Source organism: Sphingomonas fucosidasi (assembly GCF_036663855.1).
GTDB lineage: Bacteria > Pseudomonadota > Alphaproteobacteria > Sphingomonadales > Sphingomonadaceae > Sphingomonas > Sphingomonas faeni_B.
In genome coordinates this window covers 66,279-82,104 of record NZ_JAXOJR010000014.1, presented here as the reverse complement: position 1 = coordinate 82,104, position 15,826 = coordinate 66,279, and the positions used below count along the sequence as shown (strand labels likewise).

At 62.3% G+C, this 15,826-nt stretch carries 18 protein-coding genes; 8 read left to right on the top strand and 10 right to left on the bottom strand.

The features are described 5' to 3' along the window. Positions 1 to 365: 365 nt before the first annotated feature. Complete coding sequence (locus tag U1737_RS19435) at positions 366 to 1,034, bottom strand: TetR/AcrR family transcriptional regulator (protein ID WP_332797936.1); 669 nt, start codon at positions 1,032 to 1,034, stop codon at positions 366 to 368. Between the two features lie 141 nt (positions 1,035 to 1,175). Here U1737_RS19435 and U1737_RS19430 point away from each other — a divergent pair, with 141 nt between their 5' ends. Beyond that, positions 1,176 to 3,527 (top strand): TonB-dependent receptor, encoded by a 2,352-nt coding sequence (locus U1737_RS19430; RefSeq protein ID WP_332797935.1) that lies wholly within the window; start codon positions 1,176 to 1,178, stop codon positions 3,525 to 3,527. A gap of 51 nt (positions 3,528 to 3,578) precedes the next feature. Next, positions 3,579 to 4,850, top strand: coding sequence for a spinster family MFS transporter (locus U1737_RS19425; RefSeq protein ID WP_443027162.1), 1,272 nt, complete (start codon positions 3,579 to 3,581; stop codon positions 4,848 to 4,850). Between the two features lie 289 nt (positions 4,851 to 5,139). On the opposite strand, the gene glsA is transcribed toward U1737_RS19425, so the two are convergent. Continuing rightward, entirely contained in the window at positions 5,140 to 6,051 is a 912-nt protein-coding gene (gene glsA / locus U1737_RS19420) for a glutaminase A (RefSeq protein ID WP_332797951.1), read from the bottom strand. A 278-nt stretch (positions 6,052 to 6,329) separates the two neighbouring features. Here glsA and yghU point away from each other — a divergent pair, with 278 nt between their 5' ends. Together yghU and U1737_RS19410 are read left to right on the top strand one after the other, a co-directional pair. Then, positions 6,330 to 7,223: a glutathione-dependent disulfide-bond oxidoreductase gene (yghU, locus tag U1737_RS19415; protein WP_332797934.1), complete on the top strand. Its 894-nt coding sequence runs from the start codon at positions 6,330 to 6,332 to the stop codon at positions 7,221 to 7,223. A gap of 133 nt (positions 7,224 to 7,356) precedes the next feature. Beyond that, on the top strand, positions 7,357 to 8,661 hold the full coding sequence (locus tag U1737_RS19410) for a metal-dependent hydrolase family protein (RefSeq protein ID WP_332797933.1): 1,305 nt from the start codon (positions 7,357 to 7,359) through the stop codon (positions 8,659 to 8,661). A gap of 142 nt (positions 8,662 to 8,803) precedes the next feature. On the opposite strand, the gene U1737_RS19405 is transcribed toward U1737_RS19410, so the two are convergent. From U1737_RS19405 to U1737_RS19370, 8 genes are all read right to left on the bottom strand, one after another. Further along, positions 8,804 to 9,040, bottom strand: coding sequence for a DUF3253 domain-containing protein (locus tag U1737_RS19405; protein ID WP_332797932.1), 237 nt, complete (start codon positions 9,038 to 9,040; stop codon positions 8,804 to 8,806). Positions 9,041 to 9,172: 132 nt separating this feature from the next. Next, positions 9,173 to 9,520 carry a hypothetical protein gene (locus U1737_RS19400; protein ID WP_332797931.1) on the bottom strand — a complete coding sequence of 116 codons (348 nt, stop codon included), beginning with the start codon at positions 9,518 to 9,520 and terminating at the stop codon, positions 9,173 to 9,175. 14 nt (positions 9,521 to 9,534) lie between these two features. Beyond that, on the bottom strand, positions 9,535 to 9,723 hold the full coding sequence (locus U1737_RS19395) for an ATP-binding cassette domain-containing protein (RefSeq protein ID WP_332797930.1): 189 nt from the start codon (positions 9,721 to 9,723) through the stop codon (positions 9,535 to 9,537). 32 nt (positions 9,724 to 9,755) lie between these two features. Next, positions 9,756 to 10,076: a hypothetical protein gene (locus tag U1737_RS19390; RefSeq protein ID WP_332797929.1), complete on the bottom strand. Its 321-nt coding sequence runs from the start codon at positions 10,074 to 10,076 to the stop codon at positions 9,756 to 9,758. Between the two features lie 143 nt (positions 10,077 to 10,219). Next, a complete protein-coding gene (locus U1737_RS19385; protein WP_332797928.1) occupies positions 10,220 to 10,963 on the bottom strand; it encodes a TorF family putative porin in 744 nt (247 codons plus the stop codon). Then, on the bottom strand, positions 10,960 to 11,409 hold the full coding sequence (locus tag U1737_RS19380) for a hypothetical protein (RefSeq protein WP_332797927.1): 450 nt from the start codon (positions 11,407 to 11,409) through the stop codon (positions 10,960 to 10,962). The genes U1737_RS19385 and U1737_RS19380 overlap by 4 nt, the downstream gene beginning before the upstream one ends. Before the next feature lie 92 nt (positions 11,410 to 11,501). Beyond that, positions 11,502 to 11,675, bottom strand: coding sequence for a DUF465 domain-containing protein (locus U1737_RS19375; protein WP_332797926.1), 174 nt, complete (start codon positions 11,673 to 11,675; stop codon positions 11,502 to 11,504). Positions 11,676 to 12,243: 568 nt separating this feature from the next. Further along, positions 12,244 to 12,720 (bottom strand): ferritin family protein, encoded by a 477-nt coding sequence (locus tag U1737_RS19370; RefSeq protein WP_332797925.1) that lies wholly within the window; start codon positions 12,718 to 12,720, stop codon positions 12,244 to 12,246. A gap of 172 nt (positions 12,721 to 12,892) precedes the next feature. Here U1737_RS19370 and U1737_RS19365 point away from each other — a divergent pair, with 172 nt between their 5' ends. Genes U1737_RS19365 through U1737_RS19350 form a run of 4 tightly spaced genes read left to right on the top strand, consistent with a single transcriptional unit; the run spans position 12,893 to position 15,794 of the window. Then, entirely contained in the window at positions 12,893 to 13,174 is a 282-nt protein-coding gene (locus U1737_RS19365) for a PepSY domain-containing protein (protein WP_332797924.1), read from the top strand. 2 nt (positions 13,175 to 13,176) lie between these two features. Continuing rightward, positions 13,177 to 13,779 (top strand): cytochrome b/b6 domain-containing protein, encoded by a 603-nt coding sequence (locus U1737_RS19360; RefSeq protein WP_332797923.1) that lies wholly within the window; start codon positions 13,177 to 13,179, stop codon positions 13,777 to 13,779. Further along, positions 13,760 to 14,461: a response regulator gene (locus tag U1737_RS19355; protein WP_332797922.1), complete on the top strand. Its 702-nt coding sequence runs from the start codon at positions 13,760 to 13,762 to the stop codon at positions 14,459 to 14,461. The genes U1737_RS19360 and U1737_RS19355 overlap by 20 nt, the downstream gene beginning before the upstream one ends. Next, a complete protein-coding gene (locus U1737_RS19350) occupies positions 14,439 to 15,794 on the top strand; it encodes a sensor histidine kinase (protein WP_332797921.1) in 1,356 nt (451 codons plus the stop codon). Before U1737_RS19355 ends, U1737_RS19350 begins: the two co-directional genes overlap by 23 nt. The last annotated feature ends 32 nt before the right edge of the window (positions 15,795 to 15,826 follow it).

Sequence of the window (15,826 nt, the reverse complement as noted above, 5' to 3'; positions counted from 1 at the left end):
ATCCTAGTCGGCTTAGGCCTCGCGATGGGGAGCACGTCGGGTAAGATGCTCGGCTGGCCACTGATCTTGGGAATATTTTTCACGACGCTCGGCGTCCTAGCGTTGATCGCAATGCAGCGGATGATCGGATTGCATCTGCCCTTGTCACATTCTGACCGCGGACCGCCCAACCCTGAACGAACAGCCGCTTACTGTTTGCGGTATCTCAAAAGCCGCCGTTCCGCTTCCTTTCCCCGTCACGACATTGGCGAGCGGACAGCCGGGATTGAAAATCGGTTACTCGCCAAGATGAACCAGCGTTCGAAGTTGAGCGATCGGTGACTGTGCGTCAGCGTTCGGTTGCGGGTCGTGTACCCACCCGCCCATCAATTATTGACCTCGGAGATAGCTTGGTCATCAGGGCTGCGCAGAATGCCATCTTTCAGCATTTTTGCGACGACCTTCGCGATATCATCTGGTGTCTCGTCTTCGCTCCAGACGCCGTAGCGAAGACCGAGGAAGACGTTCATTCCCATTATCGCCCAGCCATGGACCTCGCTGACGTCGTCTGTGACTTCGCCGCGTTCGGCGGCCTTGCGCAGGCGGCCGGTGATACGGTCTGCCGTGGTCGCGTAGTGAAGGCGAAAACTCTCCGAATCGACGAATTCGGATTCGTCGATGATCCGGTAGATCTCCTTGTGCTGGCGGACGAAGGTGATGAACTCGCGAAGCCCCGCCTGCTCGGCCGCAATCTGGTCGGGAGCGGAAAGGATTGCAGGGGCGACATGATCGCGGACCTGGTCCGACATGTCACGGACGAGCGCGCGGAACACCGCATCCTTGGAATCGAAATAGGTGTAGAAACTGCCGAGCGCGACCCCGGCGCGGCGCGTGATGTCGCTGATCGACGCCTGGTGAAACCCATTGTCGCCGAATTCGACCGCAGCGGCGTCCAGGATCGCGCGCATCGTTCGGCGGCCACGCTCGGTACGAGGCGCCTTGCCCTCGCCGGTGACCGCGGACTCTGACAGCGTCGTTTCCTGCGCCTTCGCCATTTTTTGCCTGCCTCGATACACAAGTTGAATACTGGTTCAGGTTTCATTATAGGCTGATATCAAGGCGCACAACCCGGATCATACCGGGCGCATCAAGCGGGCGCCGCAGGAGGGGATGACACCGTGGCACAGCCGAAATCCATGATGATCATGTTGAACGCCGGGGGCGCACTCGGTGCGCTGCTCACAGGATCCGCGTCGGCGCAGACGCAGCCCACCGCCAGCGCCGCGGACGCCGCGCAGGTCGGGCTTGCCACCGACGAAGCCGGGATCGATGGCGATATCGTCGTTACGGCACGTCGCCGTGAGGAACGGCTGCTCGACGTGCCGATCGCGATCACCGCGTTTACGGGCGCGCAGCTCGAAGCGTCGGGTGCGCTCGACGTTACCGATTTGGCCAACGTGACGCCGAACGTCACGCTCGAGACGTCGCGCGGCACCAATTCGACGTTGACGGCCTTCATTCGCGGTGTAGGCCAGCAAGATCCGGTTGCTGGGTTCGAGGCAGGCGTCGGCATCTATCTCGACGATGTCTATCTCAACCGTCCGCAGGCCGCGGTGCTCGACATTTACGATGTCGAACGGATCGAGGTGCTGCGCGGGCCGCAGGGCACGCTTTACGGTCGCAACACGATCGGCGGCGCGGTGAAATACGTGACCCGCCGTATCGGTGCGGATCCGACGCTGAGCATTCGCGGGACCTATGGCAGCTATGACCAGGCAGACGGCGTGATCAGCGCGAGCACGCCGATCGGCGACACCGGGTTCAGAATTGGTGGAGCGGTCGCGCGGCTGAGCCGGGGTGGGTTCGGGACCAATCTCACGACGGGGCAGGACAACTACAACAAGGATTTCTGGGGCGCGCGCGGCACGCTGCAATATGAGGCGGGCGACAGCGCGTTCTTCCGCCTTTCGGGAGATTATACCAAGGATAACAGCAACCCGCGGGGCGGGCACCGGCTGATTCCGGGCCTGGTTTCCCAGACGCCCGTGCTGTCCGACGTGTTCGACAGTCGCGGGGGACTGGTCGCACCGAAGCAGTCGGTCGAGGCCTATGGCGGTTCGTTCTTTGCCGAACTTAAGCCTGCCGCGTTCCTGACGCTGCGCAGCATCACCGGCTATCGCAAGGACGACAGCGCGACGCCGATCGATTTCGACGCGCTGCCCGCGGTCGATGTCGACGTCCCCGCCTTTTACAATAACGAGCAGTTCAGCCAGGAAGTGCAGCTGCTGGTCGATGCCGGACCGGTCAACATGCTGGCGGGGCTGTATTATCTCGACGCCAAGGCGCGCACCGTATTCGACGTGCGGCTGCCCGCGACCGTGACCGCGCTGACGTTCGGGAACGTGCGGACCAACACGGTGGCGATCTTCGGCGATGCCACGCTCGACGTAACGCGGAAGCTCAGCCTTTCGGTCGGCGGACGCTACACCTGGGATGATCGCACGTCGCAGGTGCAGCGCAATGTGTATCTGGGCGCCTCGCCGTTTTTCGGCGGCACAACCGCCCCGATCGCGCGCCAGACCGACTTCCGCGGGACGGCGACCTTCGCCAAGTTCACGCCGCGCGCGTCGGTAAGCTTCAAGCCCGATGCCAACAACACGCTGTATGCGAGCTGGTCCAAGGGGTTCAAGGGCGGTGGGTTCGACCCGCGCGGGGTCGGTACCGCAGCCCCCGACCTGAACGGCAACGGCATCACCGGCGCAGGCGGCGACCAGCAGGATATCTACAAGTTCCTGTCGTTCGGGCCCGAGAGCGTCGAAAGCTTCGAAGCAGGATACAAGGCGTCGCTGTTCGACCGTCGGCTGACGCTTGCTATCGCGGGGTTCCATTCGAAATACACCGACGTGCAGGTTCCCGGATCGGTCGGTGCCACCGTCGGCGGGATCCAGACCTTCATCGGCATTACGACCAACGCCGGTCGCGCGCGGATCAACGGCATCGAAGGCGAAGCCAACCTGACGGTCGCGGAGGGGATCGCGGGTGCCGGCGACCGGGTCAACCTGTCGGGAACGATCGGCTATCTCGATGCCAAATATACGCGCTTCATCGACGCCCGCGGGATCAATGTCGCTGCCAATCGCAAATTCCAGAACACGCCAGACCTGACCGCAAGCGGCACGCTGGCCTATCACGTCCCGGTCGGATCCGCGGGTGCGATCGACGCGAGCACGACGCTGTCCTACCGCAGCGATTCGCAGCAGTTCGAGTTGCGGACGCCGTTGCTCGACCAGCCGGCCTATGCGCTGCTCGACGCGAACCTGGTCTATACGATCGATGCGCGGTTCTCGATCGGGGTGCACGGCAAGAACCTGACGAACAAGCGCTATGTCGTGTCCGGCTACAACTTCCTGCTTCAGAACCCCGATACCGGCGACTATCTGCGCACGGCAGCAGGCGCGTTGCGGCCATCGCTCGGCAGCGATGGCGTGCTGACCGCCTATTACGGCAACCCGCGCCAGGTCTTTGCGACCCTCACCGCGAAATTCTGATCGAGCGCAACGAGGCGGGCGGGCGACCGCCCCTCGTTGCTGGAGCATGAAATGACGAGTGATATCCCGGCGGTCCCGGACGAGGGCCGGCGCTACCGCGTGACGGCGCTCGTCATGCTGTTGCTGGTCTACACGTTCAATTTCGTCGATCGGCAGATCCTCGGGATCCTAGCGCCGACGATCAAGGCAGACTTGGCGCTGACCGACACGCAATTGGGTCTGCTGGGTGGGCTGGCGTTTGCGTTGCTGTATTCGACGTTGGCGATTCCGCTGGCGTGGCTGGCCGACCGGACGAGCCGCACCTGGGTCATCACGCTCTCGCTCGCGGTGTGGAGCGCGTTCACTGCGCTGTGCGGGGTAGCCGGCAGTTTCGCGCAGCTTTTCGCGTTCCGGGTCGGCGTGGGGGTAGGCGAGGCGGGGGGCGTCGCGCCGTCCTATGCGGTGATCGCAGACACGTTCGCGCCCAACCGTCGTGCGCGCGCGCTGGCGGTGTACTCGCTCGGCATCCCGCTCGGGTCGGCCGCGGGGGTGATGCTCGGCGGCTATATCGCGACGTCGATCGACTGGCGGACGGCATTTGTCGTTGTCGGGGTCGCCGGCCTCGTGCTCGCACCGGTCTTTCGCCTGTGCGTGCGCGAACCGATCCGCAGCACCGATGCCCATGATCGCGAACCCGTCCGCCGCGTGTTCGGTATCCTGGCGCGCAAGCCCAGCTTCTGGCTGCTCGCGCTCGGCGCCTCGGCGAGCTCGATGCTGGGCTATGGTCTGGCCTTCTGGCTCCCGTCGCTGATGCAGCGGAGCTTCGGCCTCGATCTGATCGAGACGGCGCAATTTTACGGCGGCATCTTGTTGCTGGGAGGTGTTGCCGGCGTTCTGCTCGGCGGCGTGCTCGGCGACCGGTTGGGTGCACGCGATCGAAGGATGTACGCGCGCATTCCAGCAATCGCTTTCGTTATCGCAGTGCCGTTGTTCGCCGCGGGAATTTTGTCGTCCTCGGTGATGGCCGCGTTTCTCTTCTTCCTCGTGCCCCAGGCGCTCGCCTATGTCTGGCTCGCGCCGGTCATCACGGCGGTCCAGCATCTGGTGCCAAGTCATATGCGCGCCACCGCATCGGCGACATTCCTGCTCGTGAACAACCTCATCGGACTGGGTGGTGGCAGTTTTGCGCTTGGCGCACTGTCGGACGGTCTCGCCGCGCATTATGGCGATGAAGCGTTGCGCTATGCGATGCTCATGGGGCTCGTGCTGTATCTGGTGGCTGCGTTGCTTATGTGGATGGCGTCGACACCCCTACGTCGGGACTGGGTCGATCAATCGACTTAAGACGCCAACACCGGCAAACGTGGTGCTGCAGCCCGGACTTTTTCGGCGTGCGCCGAAAGAATGCGAATACCGGTTTGTAAGGCCTTGATAATTTCCGACGCGACCGATCGCTCGGAACAGATACGAGAATGGCGGTACTGCTCGACACCTGAAACCGCTCAGTTCAGGGGAATGCCTGCCATGCCATTCAAACGATTCCAGCCGAAACGGACGCTGAATAAATGGCAGGTTTTGAGCAGTGCTAGAGGCCGGGTCAACGTCGACAAGTGGGTCGGTCGTTTCCTTTCGTTTAGCTTGTCGCAGGTCCAAACACGGACCAGCCGGTCCGTGCCGCCAGCATCTCTAGTGCGCGAACGCCGAGCATCGAGTTGCCGTGTTGGTCCAGGTTTGGCGACCAGACGGCGACGGATGCTCGCTCCGGTACGATTGCCAGAATCCCGCCTCCAACGCCGCTTTTTGCAGGCAGGCCCACTCGGACTGCGAAGTCGCCAGATGCGTCATAATGTCCGCACGTCATCATCAATGCCAATATGGTGCGCATACGCTGTGCACGTTCCGCGTGCTGGTTTCTTCCCAAGTCGATTCTTGTTCTAGTCAGAAACAGACCAGCGCGCGCAAGGCCGACGCAGTCGATGCTGATCGCGCACTGTTTGCCATACGCGTCCATGATGCGGTCAATGGGTGACACGACATTGCCATGGTGTTTCATGAAACTCAGCATCGCCCGGTTCAGGTCACCGCCTTGGGCAAGCACCTCGTCGTCGAGTTCGACTGTGCCGCCACTCAACTGCGTTTGCACGAAATCAACGACGGCATTTTCGTGTTCCTCACCGGCTGTCACCAGATCGACGACTACGAGAGCGCCGGCATTGATGAAGGGGTTTCGGGGAATACCGCGCGTCCGCTCAAGATCTATAATCGAATTGAACGGATCGCCGGACGGCTCGCGACCGACCCGCTCGAATACCGCGTCGCCGACGGCGCGCATTGCTACTTCGAGCGCTAGCACCTTGGAGATGCTCTGGATCGGAAAGGCGGTGGCCGACGCCCCTGCATGGAATACGGCGTGTTCGGTGGATATCGCTATGCCAAATGGCCCCGGCCGAACGCCCTTGTCCTTGGCATCCGCTTCCTGCTCGATCTCAGCGGCCTGGTCCGAGATCTCGGCTGCGATCTTTTCAATGATGTGTTGCAAATCCATCCTACTGTAACGTCGCGCTTCACGTGTGTTTCCAACGCGCTTTTTTTGGCTCGTCGCGAAACGCAAGTGCAGCATAGGGACCGTGGGTCTTTGCAGCCCGTTCAGCCCCCCCCAGAATGGATGGTTGGAGTTGGAGCGCCGAAACTAGTTTAAGATTTTCAGGGACCGGATCCTTCTGACGACTGACGACAGATCACCTTCGACCCGGCGACCGCCCTTGCGTATAAGTCTGCAACGGCTCAATTTGGCGAGCAGAGCGAAGATTGCGGAGAAGCCGAATGAACGAGACTGCCGAATACACGCCGCCCAGGGTCTGGACCTGGGACAAAAGCAGCGGCGGCCGGTTTTCCACCATAAACCGCCCGATCGCTGGTGCCACGCACGACAAGGAACTCCCCGCCGGCAAGCACCCGCTCCAGCTCTATTCGCTTGCAACGCCCAACGGCGTGAAGGTGACTGTGATGCTCGAGGAGCTGCTCGCCGCCGGCCATACGGGTGCCGAGTATGATGCCTGGCTGATCAAGATCATGGACGGAGACCAGTTCGGCAGCGGCTTTGTCGACGCCAATCCCAACTCGAAGATCCCCGCGCTGGTCGATCGCAGCGGCGCGGAACCTATCCGGGTATTCGAGTCGGGATCGATCCTCGTCTATCTTGCCGAGAAGTTCGGCGCGTTCCTCTCGACCGATGTCGCAAAGCGCGCCGAGGTTCTGTCTTGGCTGTTCTGGCAAATGGGTGCCGGGCCGATGCTGGGTGGCGGCTTCGGGCATTTCTACGCCTACGCACCCGTGAAGATCGAATATGCGATCGATCGCTTCGCGATGGAAGTGAAGCGCCAGCTCGACGTGTTGGACCGGCGCCTGGGCGAGAGCGAATATGTCGGAGGCGATGCCTATTCGATCGCCGACATGGCGGTGTGGCCTTGGTACGGCGCGCTCGTAACGGGGCAAGTGTATGATGCCGCCGAGTTCCTCCAAGTGGACGCATATGAGAACGTCCTGCGCTGGACCGACCTGGTCGGCGCGCGACCGGCGGTCCGGCGTGGGCGGATGGTCAACCGGATCATGGGCGATCCCGCCAGCCAGCTCCACGAACGCCATGATGCTTGCGACTTCGACACCCGGACGCAGGACAAGCTCGAAGGAGCAGCGGCGGAAAGCCAGACGCGGTGACGCGGTGGATCCGCACGAGCTGACGTCAGCTGCCCGGACGGTAGCTGCACTCGACATGTCCTTTTCGGTCTTCGGGATACCCAAAGCGTAAGGCGAGAACGGGGGAAAGACCATGCGGTGGCTGAGGACGATAATGCTGACGACCGCGGCGGTTTTACTTGGACCCGCGGGGGCGCTGCCGGCGTCCGGTCCGGCATCGATCCTCCTGAAACCAGCCGGCGTCTTCGACGGCGCGGATGGGGTGGTCCATGCCGGCTGGCAGGTGCTGGTCACGGGCGACCGGATCGTCGCCGGGGGGCCCGACCTTTCGCTGCCCGCCGATACGCGCATCTTCGAGCTTGCCGGGGATACACTGATGCCCGGCATGATCGAGGGTCATGGGCATCTGTTCCTGCACCCTTACAACGAAGCCAGCTGGGACGATCAGGTCCTGCATGAGCCGCTCGCACTCCGCACCGCGCGCGCGGTCGCAAATGCCAAGGCAACGTTGCTCGCCGGCTTCACCAGCGAACGCGATCTCGGCACGGAGGGCGCGGGCTATGCGGATCTCGGACTGAAGGCCGCTATCGATCAGGGTATCGTACCGGGGCCGCGGCTGTCGGTCGCGACGCGGGCGATCGTGGCACTGGGAGCCTATGGTCCGAAAGGTTTCGAGCCCGGCGTCGGCATCCCCCAAGGGGCCGAGGAGGTGTCGGGGGTCGATCAGATGGTGGCCGCGGTGCGCCGTCAGATCGCGGCAGGCGCGGACTGGGTGAAGCTATACGCCGATTATCGCTGGCGGCCGGGCGAGGAGAGCCGCGCGACGCTGAGCCTCGCCGAGATCACGGCAGCGGTCGCGGCGGCGCATGATGCGGGGCGACCGGTCGCCGTCCACGCCGCCACCGCCGAGGGTATGCGACGTGCGGTGGCCGCCGGGGTCGACACCATCGAACATGGCTATGGCGGTACGCCTGCGGTCTTTGCAGCCATGGCAGCAAAGCGCATCGCGCTGTGCCCGACGCTCGCCGCATCGGACGCGACGTCGCATTATCGCGGCTGGAACGGCAGCGAACCGGCGCCGCCCGCTGTCGCGCTCAGTCGTTCGAGCCTGAAGCTGGCCCTTAAAGCAGGAGTCCCGATCTGCGTCGGCGGCGATGCTGGCGTGTTCGCGCACGGGCAGAACGTGCGCGAGATGGAATTGCTGGTCGATGCGGGGATGCGCCGTGCGGACGTCTTGATCGCAGCGACCTCGGGCAACGCGCTGTCGCTCCATCTCGCTGACAAGCTGGGTACGGTGAAACCTGGTCTTCTAGCCGATCTGGTCGCGGTATCGGGCGATCCGACCACGGATATCGCCGCGCTTCGTCGCGTTCGGATGGTTATGATGGGCGGGACGATCGTCACGAACTCTTTTTCAAGACAATCACAACCGCCCTCTCAATCCGATATCCGACGATGAGTTGATTGTCGGGAATTGGGAAGCGAGGGAAGGGGCGGGGACGTCCGCTGGTGGGTCGCCGCAGCCGCAGCTGCTGGATATCACGTTGTTGAGCGGACGTTCGATACTGGAATGGGCAAAGCACGCAAGCTAAGCCCTAGCTTCAATCGCCCCCAAGATTACGGATCCTGTACGGTCCTGATCGTTTTGCAAGCGGCTGTCCCTTCCAGCTAAGCTGTACCAGCCCGTCGCTGACTAGCTCGTCTATCGCTTCGTGGACTGCAGGCATTGCGCTGCGCCAATCCTGTGCAATTGAACGGGCCACTTCGCTTGGGCATATCGTCGCCCCCGGTGCGCGGCGCTCGAGCAGGGAAAGTGCGGCTGCCTTCGGATCCGTCATCCAGACTGCGTCTACCCCGCACTCCAGCTGGTCAAGCTGCTATTGGCATTCGGTGCCCTCCTCAGGCAGCTCATGCGTCGCGGTTAGTCAGATGGATTAGCAGGGACGCGGGACCACATGAATGACCGCCCGCTAACCAAAATCATCAATACCGGTTTGTGCGGCATTTTTAGGGTCACCGTGGATCATCGATAGCCCGCAGCCTGAAGCTCGAACAGTTCGGCATAAGCCGCTGTGGGTTCGTCGAGGATCAACATCTGGATAGGCGCGAGCGATCGCCATCTTCTGCCATTTGCTAGCGGAAAGGTCGACACCGTTCCGGAACTGCTTGCCGATCATCCGGTCGTAACCGTAGGGCAGTTTTGCAACGACGCGGTCGGCGAGCGTAGCGGAGGCTGCCGCCTCGATCCGCTCGCGATCACCGCGCGCCTCAATACGACCTACCGCGATGTTGTCTGCGATAGGTAGGTTGTAACGCACGAAGTCTTGGAAGATTATTCCGATCGCGGCGCGCAGACCGGCAAGATCGTATTCGCGCAGATCGCGTCCATCGAGCAGGATACGGCTTCCACCGGATCGTACAGTCGGGCCAGCAGTTTTACGAGCATCGTCTTGCCTGCGCCGTTCTCGCCGACCAGTGCGATCACCTCGCCCGGTCCTAGCGCAAAGGACAGGTGCCGCACCGCCCACCGTTCGGCGCCCGGATATCGAAAGCCTACCTCCTCGAAGAGAAAGCCTTGGCGAACGGGATCGGGGAATGGCAGCGCTCCTCCGATGAGCGGATACCGGGCTCGGTCCGAAAGAAGTAGAAGAGGTCGTCGATGTACAGTGCTTGGCCAGGGGTCGAGGAAAAGCCGGTGAGCAAACCTTCCAGCAGTCCGCGGGGTCGCAGGAACGACGCCGCGAGGACGGTGAGGTCGCCGCTGGAGATCGACCCGGTTACCGCGCGCCACGCGATGTAGGCGTAGGCCGCGTAATAGGCGATCGTACCAGGAGCGGCGAAGCCCGAGCCCCAAACCGCCCGGCGCAGCGCCAACCGTCGGCTCGCGCTGTAGGTGTCGCGTGAGATGGCAAGACAGCGGTCGATCAGAAAAGGGCTGAGTCCGAACTAGTGACGAATAGCTAGTGTGATACGTACGGTGAGGCGATTTTGTAAAACACGCGCGCACCACATTAACCTCAGAACGAAAGCTGAACCCGGCCTATAACCCTGTCTTCATGGCTGTACCGGTCTGACGATTGACTTTCGCGGTTGGTGCGGGAAATGTCGGTACCGACATAATCGACGCCGATTGCCAGACGGTTGCGACGATGTTCGAGGCCGAGCCGCCAGTTGGTGTAGCTGCCGCCCGGACGAAGACGCTCTGCCCGGACGACGTCACTGACGCTGCCGGATGAGTGGCCGATTTCGGCAAGCATCGTGAGCGGCGTACCGGGAATACCGGCGTTGGCGGTCGCATAGACATACAGGTTGCTGCCGCCGATTGCACGCTGCGAGGGCGCGCCGATCACGCCGAACGTGGCGTAGAGCGGACCATAGGCATAGCTGGCCGATGCACTTGCCTCGACATAGTCCATTCGCCCTCGTGCGCCTGCGAATGCGTGGCCTGTGGCGTCGGTGCGTATCCGCACGGCACCGAGATCCCAACCGGTTCCCACCGACAGGTCGACGACCGCATCGGCACCGCCGTGTCGCACGCTGTTTCGAAGCGTTACCGTTCGCGCCGATGCATCAAGCCGACCGCGCGAGACGCGAAGATCGCCCGCCAGCGCGGCACGTCTCTCACTCCAGCTCAGCCCGCGCCGTTCCTCCTCGCTCATTACCTCGAAGGTCGCCGGCCGGGCATCCTGTGCAAATGCAGGCATGATCAGGCCGCAACTCGCGGCGCCAAGCACGCCCGCCAATCGAACGCGCCGGATCATCCAGCGCGCTGCGGACCGTGGATCCGGTCGAGCTCGATGCGCAGCATCTGCTCGTCTTCCTGCGCCAACGTCATCAGATGTTGCTGCATGTCCGCCGCCTTTGCCGCGACCTCCTTCTTGATGGCGCCATGGCTCGCGACGCACCAGCCGGGCCGCGTGCCCGAAACTACGGGTCTGCTGTCAATGCTGCGCAACAGCCTGGTACCCGACGCCGCGACCGCGTGACGTGCGACCGACATGCTTGCCGCCCAGTTGCAGCGTAGCGACGACGCTCTTCCACCTGGTGCGACCGCGCCCACCTGCTTGTGTGTGATGACGACGTCGCCGCGATATTTGACGGTGACCGGACCGCTGCGATGATCCACCTCGTTCTGGTGATCTACGGTCATGCCGAGTGCGGCGCCGGTGGCGGCAAGCGCCAAGCCGGCGGTTAGAAAATAGGCCATATTCGTTCTCCTGTTGCCATTCCGATCCATTCTGATCGGTAAAGCTGATCCTTGCGGGCGATGATTCTACAACGACGCTGCGGTGCGTCGGTTCAGTTCAATTGCAGCCGTAACGCGCGGGTGCGCAGCCGATCCTTCACCTCGAGGCGCAGGCGTTTCAGGCGAAACAGCCGCAAGCTATTGGGGATGCGCTGCTTTATCTCGGCGCGAATCTGCTCGTCCAGCCGCGCGTGCACCTGGGTCAGTTTGTAGGAAAATATATGCAAAGCCGCTCTCCAACCATCGATTGAACGATCGGATCAGTCCCGATGAAAGCAGGCAAACAGGCCAGGCCTAGACATCGAGATAACCCGATGCGGTCCGACATCACGTTTGTCGCAAGACAATCGTCAGAGGGGCCCGGCCCGCGCTAAGAATGTCAGTCATTTCACGGTGGACGTCAAGGCAATATACCTGAAACGTAAGGTGTGTTGACATTTAAATTTGGGCCCACGAATTTATAACAAAGTATAATAGACTTCACTAAGTGAAGCAGTATCTAGGTGTGTAATTTAGATTGTATATTGACGGCTTGCCAAATACAATAATCGAACATTGACTGATTTCGTTGATCCACGAAAACCATCTAGCAAAGCCTGCGGGTGAAAGAGCAATCTTAAGACAGCCTTTCTCGAAACAAGATCGCTTTTCAAGCTTAGAAGTGTGCATATTTTCCGAGGCTGTCCGTCTCCAAGGGAGCGCTCGATACAGCCGCACCGCTTGGGTAGGCGACTGTGACCGGGTCCAAAAGCGGGAGGTCGACCGGCGGGATGGCCGGTCGACATCGGCGCTCACTTACTTCAGAGCCAGCTTTGTAAGCGCCGCCTTGTACGCATCGTAATGCGTGCCTTCGTCGACCGCGATCTGTCGGAACATCGCCGCAACTTTCACATCTCCGTCGGCCTGCGCCTGCTTGGCGAAGTTCACGTACATCGTGACGTTCTCATAATGCTCCCCGGCTATCGCGTCTTCGAGATTGGCGCTATTCGCACCTCCGAGCTGAAGTGCTTGTGCCTCGCGATCGAAATGCTCGTTTGCCTCGATGTTTGCCGACGCGCGGAACAGCTTGGCGAGCGCCGGTTTGCCGGCGGCCTGTGCCTGATCGGCATAGCGAAGATATTTGAGGTTGGCATAGGCTTCGCCATGCATTGCGGCTTCGAGGTTGGTGCGAGTCTGCGCCGAGAGCGGCTTGCCTTCCGGTGGAGCGGCCATCGCGGTGGACGATAACAGAGCGGCAAACGTCGCGGCCGCTGCGAACAGGGAACGGTTCATATCAATCTCCGGTATGCGCCGACAGCGGCGACGACTGACTTGTGGGAGGCTATCCTGACGCCGGCCTGACACACCGATCGTGAAGGCAAAAACCTCCGTCAGCTTTTCGTCAGGCCGTGGGCGCAGTTCGATCTGGCCGGGGCAGTTCCCCGATCACAAAGGATTGTCCCAGATGAAACCTGTAACGATGCTAAAGCTCGCCCTTACAGCCTCAACCTTGTCGCTGGCATCGATCGCAAGCGCCGCCCCGGTTTGCACCAAGCTCCCGCCGGCCAAGTGGCTCACCCAGGCTCAGATGAAGGCGAAGATCGCCAAGATGGGCTATCGCGACATCAAGGTCTTCCAGGTTTCGGGCAGCTGCTATGAAATCTATGCTCACACCAAGGACGGCAAGCGCGCTGAAGTCTACTTCAACCCGGTGACCGGCGCGGTCGTCCAGAACAACGTCGACTGATCATGGCCACGACCGCCCCCGTCGCCGCTCTGCCCACCCCTGGCCTGGTCCCCCGTCGGGCAAGGGTGTGGGATCCAGTCGTCCGTATCTTCCACTGGACGGTCGCGGGTGGCGTCATCGCCAACCTGACTTTTCTCCGGCATGCGGAAAGCCCGCATATCTACGTCGGTTACGCCGTCATCACGGCGCTGATCGTCAGGCTCGTTTGGGGTCTCCTCGCGCGGAATCATGCCCGCTTCGCCAGCTTCGTGCCTGGCCCGCGTCAGCTGGTCACCTATTTCGCTGCGATGCTGGCAAAGCGCGAGCCGCGCTATGTCGGTCATAATCCAGCGGGAGCGGCAATGATCGTGCTGCTGCTGGTGTTGCTCGCGACGGTTGGCACGACCGGATGGATGATGGGCCTCGACACCTTTTGGGGCGTGTCGTGGGTAGAGACGCTGCATGAAGTCACGGCCAACGTCCTGGTCGGCGCCGTCGCGCTCCACGTCCTCGGCGCGATCGTCGAAAGCGTCCGCCACCGCGAGAACCTGCCGCTGGCGATGATTACTGGGTACAAGCGGGCGGCAGAAGGGACGGACATCGACAATGCGCCTATTGCTGGTTGAAGATAATGCGCGCCTTGCGAGCCTGATCCGCGAGGGTCTCGACCGGCAGGGCTTTGCGGTCGATTGGTGCGAGACGGTCGATGGCGCCGAGCATGCGCTGAAGATCAACGACTATGACCTGATGCTGCTCGATCTCGGCCTGCCCGATGGCGAAGGCCTGGATCTGGTTCGCGGGCTGCGGCGACGGCAGGATATGATGCCGATCCTGATCTTGACCGCGCGTGGCGGCCTTGATGACCGTGTGCTGGGGCTCGATGCTGGCGCTGACGACTATCTGGTCAAGCCGTTCCAGATTGCAGAACTTGCCGCCCGCTGCCGTGCTCTGCTCCGTCGCCCCGGCGCGTCGCTCGGCACCGAACTGACCGCCGGTAACGTCATGCTCCATTCGGCCGAACGCAGTGTCGCTGTCGCCGGCCTGGCCGTTGATGCGACGCCGCGCGAGGTCGACCTGCTCGAATGCCTGTTAAGGCGTGCCGGGCGTGTCGTTGCGAAGCCCGCGCTGGAGGGCGCGCTCTATTCGATGGATGCCGAAGTCACGCCCAATGCGCTGGAGGCGTGTATCTCCAGGTTGCGCAAGCGACTGAACGCAGCCGGAGCCGATGTGCAGATCCGCACCGTCCACGGCGTCGGTTATGCGCTGTTCGCGCCGGTTGCGGTGTATGAGCCGGCTGACCATGGATAGAGCGGGCAACAGCAAGAAGGGGCCGGTTGGGCCAACGCTGTTCCGGCAGATCGCAACACGGCTGGCCGCCTTCACCCTGCTGTTCGCAGCGCTGGACGTCGGCATCGTCGTTTTCACCTATAGCAGCCAGCCGGAGTCGCTCGCGCAGGAACTTCTGACTCTGGAAGCGAGCAAGGCGGCAGGGTCGACCACGCTCGCACCTGATCTGCTGGCCGGGCCGCCGGGGGCGGAGCATTGGGCGGCCCGCTATGTCGAGCCGGAAGCGAATGAGCCTGCAGCGCTGCGCTCTGGTGATCGCGCTGGCGTGCTGATGGACTGGACCCGCCGTGATCGCGTTGCCGACGGTTACCGCATTTCGGGCGTCCGTTCCGTCGTGCAGGAGGGACAGCAACGCTGGCTGTTCATGCAGTTCGAAGGCGACGGCATCCGCCCCTATGTGCCGGTGATCGTCAACGAAATCGTCCAGCATGTCGTCCTGCCGCTGATCCCGCTGTCGCTGCTCCTGCTGCTGTTCAATATCTTTGCGGTCCGCCGCGTCCTGCGGCCGCTGAAGCGTGCAGAGGCCGAAGTGGATGCGCTCGATCCCGACAACGTGCTTGTCCGCCGCTCCGAAGCGCCCGAACCGCGCGAGGTCAACACGCTTGTCCGCGCCGTCAACCGCGCGCTCACTCGGCTGGACGAGACGATGGCGATCCTGCGCGGCTTCACGGCCAATGCCGCTCACGAGCTGCGGACACCCTTGTCGATCATGCAGCTTTCGCTCGATAAACTGCCGCCAAGCCGATTGCGCGATGACCTTCAAGCAGACACCCAGCATATGACACGGCTCGTCGGGCAAATGCTTGATCTCGCGCAGGCGGACGCCATGGCGGTGGAGCCCGATACGCCGGTGGATCTTGCCGATATCGGTCGGGACATTGTCGCCGCGATGGCACCCAAGGTGTTCGAATCGCAGCGCGACCTGCGCTTCGCGTGCTTCGGTGATACGACGGCCCTTGGCCATGCCGAGGCGATCTATCGCATCTATCGTAATCTGATCGACAACGCGCTGGCTCATGCGGCCGGCAACACTCCGATAGAGGTGACAGCCGGACCCGGGCCACAGATCAGTGTGCGCGATCACGGCCCCGGTATTTTGGACGAAGACGTCCCCCACATTTTCGACCGTTTCTGGCGCAAGGACAGACGCAAGACCGACGGAGCGGGCCTTGGGCTTGGCATCGTCCAGCGGCTTGCGCAGGCACATGGCGGAGCGATCACGGTCGAAGACGCTCCCGGCGGGGGCGCACTGTTCCGCGTTACCTTCGCGGCATTCTACCAACGTGATGTTTAGCATCAGAAAGACGAGGACGGACTGAACAGCTA

Excerpts from the sequence above, each read along its gene's own strand:
- U1737_RS19435 (WP_332797936.1), bottom strand. The coding sequence starts at position 1,034 with ATGGCGAAGGCGCAGGAAACGACGCTGTCAGAGTCCGCGGTCACCGGC.
- U1737_RS19430 (WP_332797935.1), top strand. The coding sequence starts at position 1,176 with ATGATGATCATGTTGAACGCCGGGGGCGCACTCGGTGCGCTGCTCACA.
- U1737_RS19425 (WP_443027162.1), top strand. The coding sequence starts at position 3,579 with ATGACGAGTGATATCCCGGCGGTCCCGGACGAGGGCCGGCGCTACCGC.
- glsA (WP_332797951.1), bottom strand. The coding sequence starts at position 6,051 with ATGGATTTGCAACACATCATTGAAAAGATCGCAGCCGAGATCTCGGAC.
- yghU (WP_332797934.1), top strand. The coding sequence starts at position 6,330 with ATGAACGAGACTGCCGAATACACGCCGCCCAGGGTCTGGACCTGGGAC.
- U1737_RS19410 (WP_332797933.1), top strand. The coding sequence starts at position 7,357 with ATGCTGACGACCGCGGCGGTTTTACTTGGACCCGCGGGGGCGCTGCCG.
- U1737_RS19405 (WP_332797932.1), bottom strand. The coding sequence starts at position 9,040 with ATGACGGATCCGAAGGCAGCCGCACTTTCCCTGCTCGAGCGCCGCGCA.
- U1737_RS19385 (WP_332797928.1), bottom strand. The coding sequence starts at position 10,963 with ATGATCCGGCGCGTTCGATTGGCGGGCGTGCTTGGCGCCGCGAGTTGC.
- U1737_RS19380 (WP_332797927.1), bottom strand. The coding sequence starts at position 11,409 with ATGGCCTATTTTCTAACCGCCGGCTTGGCGCTTGCCGCCACCGGCGCC.
- U1737_RS19370 (WP_332797925.1), bottom strand. The coding sequence starts at position 12,720 with ATGAACCGTTCCCTGTTCGCAGCGGCCGCGACGTTTGCCGCTCTGTTA.
- U1737_RS19365 (WP_332797924.1), top strand. The coding sequence starts at position 12,893 with ATGAAACCTGTAACGATGCTAAAGCTCGCCCTTACAGCCTCAACCTTG.
- U1737_RS19360 (WP_332797923.1), top strand. The coding sequence starts at position 13,177 with ATGGCCACGACCGCCCCCGTCGCCGCTCTGCCCACCCCTGGCCTGGTC.
- U1737_RS19355 (WP_332797922.1), top strand. The coding sequence starts at position 13,760 with ATGCGCCTATTGCTGGTTGAAGATAATGCGCGCCTTGCGAGCCTGATC.
- U1737_RS19350 (WP_332797921.1), top strand. The coding sequence starts at position 14,439 with ATGAGCCGGCTGACCATGGATAGAGCGGGCAACAGCAAGAAGGGGCCG.